The sequence below is a fragment of the Mesorhizobium sp. M7A.F.Ca.ET.027.03.2.1 genome (assembly GCF_003999175.1).
In the GTDB taxonomy this organism is placed as follows: Bacteria; Pseudomonadota; Alphaproteobacteria; order Rhizobiales; family Rhizobiaceae; genus Mesorhizobium.
On the sequence record NZ_RZOM01001049.1, the window covers coordinates 1 to 2,188 of the forward strand.

Consider the following 2,188-nt stretch of genomic DNA (forward strand, 5'->3'; position numbering starts at 1 on the left):
CGCCCAGTATGCATGATGACAAGCCCCGCGCCGGTGTCGGCGGCGACACGCGCAATCTCGGGCTCGCGCTGCAAACCCCAGACATCGTTGACGATATGCGCGCCGCCGGCTACCGCCAGCCGCGCCGTGTCGGCACGATAGGTGTCGACCGAAATCAGCACCTCGCTCACGCCCGCCAGCGCTTCGATCACCGGCAGGATGCGCTCCTGTTCCTGGCTGGCCGATACCGCGGCAGCACCTGGGCGCGTCGATTCTCCGCCGACATCGACAACCAGTGCCCCTTCCCCGATCATGCGGCGCGCCTGGGCCAGCGCCTTTTCAGGGGCGTCGAACTGGCCGCCGTCGGAAAAGCTATCGGGCGTGACATTGAGGATGCCGACGACCACGGCCTTGCCGCCAAGGTCGAGATGGCGTCCATGCGCCAACTGCCATCGCCGGGCCGTCATTGCTCATCGACCATGGAGTTCATCAATCATGTGTGATCCCTGGCGGATCAATTTCATTGCGCCGGCAACGGCCGTAAAGCAAGGTGGTCGAAGAGGCAACATGATGAAGCGAGCCATGCTTGGCATGAAAAGACGGTCCCTGGGCGTGAAACGATCCTTGGCTTGCGCGCTGCTGCTCGCCATGACCCCGCTTCCGGCGGCGACCGCCAATCTCGTCAAGACGTACAGCTATTTCGCCATCGGCGGCAGCACCCTCGACGACATCGAGGCACAACTCTCCAAACGCGGGCCGGAGGTGAAAAGTACCGGCAACCGGCACCCGGGCGCCACGCAAATGGCCTTCACCACTCGTGTCAGCTATGCGCAGACGCCGAGTTCCTGCCGGATCGCCGACGCGGCGGTGACCGTCAAAGTGAAGGTGATCCTTCCCGAGTGGCGGCGCCCGCGCAAGGCCGATGCCGATGTCAGGCTGTTCTGGGATACGCTGTCCGCCGACATCAAGCGCCATGAGGAGCGCCATGTCGAAATCGCCAAGAACCATGGCGGCGAACTCGAAGAGGCCTTGAAGGCCACCTACCCGCAAAAGAACTGCGACGCCGCCAAGGCCAAGGCGGCAGCCATCACCGCGGCTGTTCTGGCCAGGCACGACCGCGCCCAGCTTCAGTTCGACCGCGTCGAAAGGGTCAATTTCGAAAGCCGCATCTTGCGGCTGCTGCGCTACCGCATGGAGCGCATCGGGAATGGCCGACTGCCGCCGGCCTGAACGCACCCGAACTGAAAGCCAAAATCGCCGAAGGTAGTGCCAGATTCGAAAAACTTTCGAGCCCCTGTCGAAACCGGCCTATATGGGACGAAATATGTCAGGCTCGCCAGACGCGAGCTTAAAACACCAATGCGATCCAAACGGTCAAGAAACCGGAACGGCTGAACAGGGCCGGTCAAATCGCAAGCTTATGGATGAACGATCATGGACCAGGCTGTCGATAACAAAACGATGGCGGAAACCGGCACGCCGATAACAGATAGCGAAAAGAACGCCATTATTGGCGGCGTGCTGTTGTCGATGCTGTTGGCGGCACTCGACCAGACCATTGTTGCGCCAGCCATGCCGACCATTGGGCATGCGCTCGGAAACGCACACTATCTGCCATGGATCGTCACCGGTTATCTCCTGACCGCTACCGCCGTGGCCCCGCTCTACGGCAAGATTTCCGACGTCTACGGCCGCCGGCCGACTGTCTATGCCGCGATCCTGATCTTTTTGGCGGGATCGCTGGTCAGTGCGATGGCTCCCAACATGTTTGTGCTGGTTGTCGGGCGGGCGATCCAGGGCGCAGGTGGCGGCGGCTTGTTCGCTTTGACGCAGACCGTCGTCGGCGATCTCGTTCCGCCGCGCGAGCGGGCACGCTATGCCGCCTGGTTCTCCGGAACATGGGCTGTCGCCAGCGTTGCCGGTCCGTTGCTCGGCGGCACTTTCGCCGAGCACCTGCACTGGTCACTGATCTTCTGGATCAACATTCCGCTTGGTGTTCTTGCGATGGCGATCATCAACAAGCCGCTCAAGAAACTGCCGGTTGCCGCAAAGCGCCATCGCATCGACGGCCTGGGCGCGTTGCTTCTGATCGTTGCCACGGCGCTGCTGCTGCTCGCATTGAACTGGGGCGGCAGCGCCTATCCCTGGATTTCGCTTGAAGTCATCGGCGTTCTCTGCGGTTCGGCGATTTTCTGGGGCGCTTTTGCCT

General features: G+C 62.0%; 3 protein-coding genes. 2 read left to right on the forward strand and 1 reads right to left on the reverse strand.

From position 1 onward, the window contains the following. On the reverse strand, nucleotides 1–446 hold a 446-nt coding region (gene folP / locus EN750_RS30940; RefSeq protein WP_127398992.1), incomplete at its 3' end, for a dihydropteroate synthase. A gap of 124 nt (nucleotides 447–570) precedes the next feature. On the opposite strand from folP, the gene EN750_RS30945 reads away from it, so the two are divergent. Both EN750_RS30945 and EN750_RS30950 read left to right on the forward strand, forming a co-directional pair. Next, nucleotides 571–1,209 carry a DUF922 domain-containing protein gene (locus tag EN750_RS30945; RefSeq protein WP_245482860.1) on the forward strand — a complete coding sequence of 213 codons (639 nt, stop codon included), beginning with the start codon at nucleotides 571–573 and terminating at the stop codon, nucleotides 1,207–1,209. A 204-nt stretch (nucleotides 1,210–1,413) separates the two neighbouring features. Continuing rightward, the coding region (locus EN750_RS30950) for an MFS transporter (RefSeq protein WP_127398993.1) at nucleotides 1,414–2,188 on the forward strand (775 nt) is incomplete at its 3' end.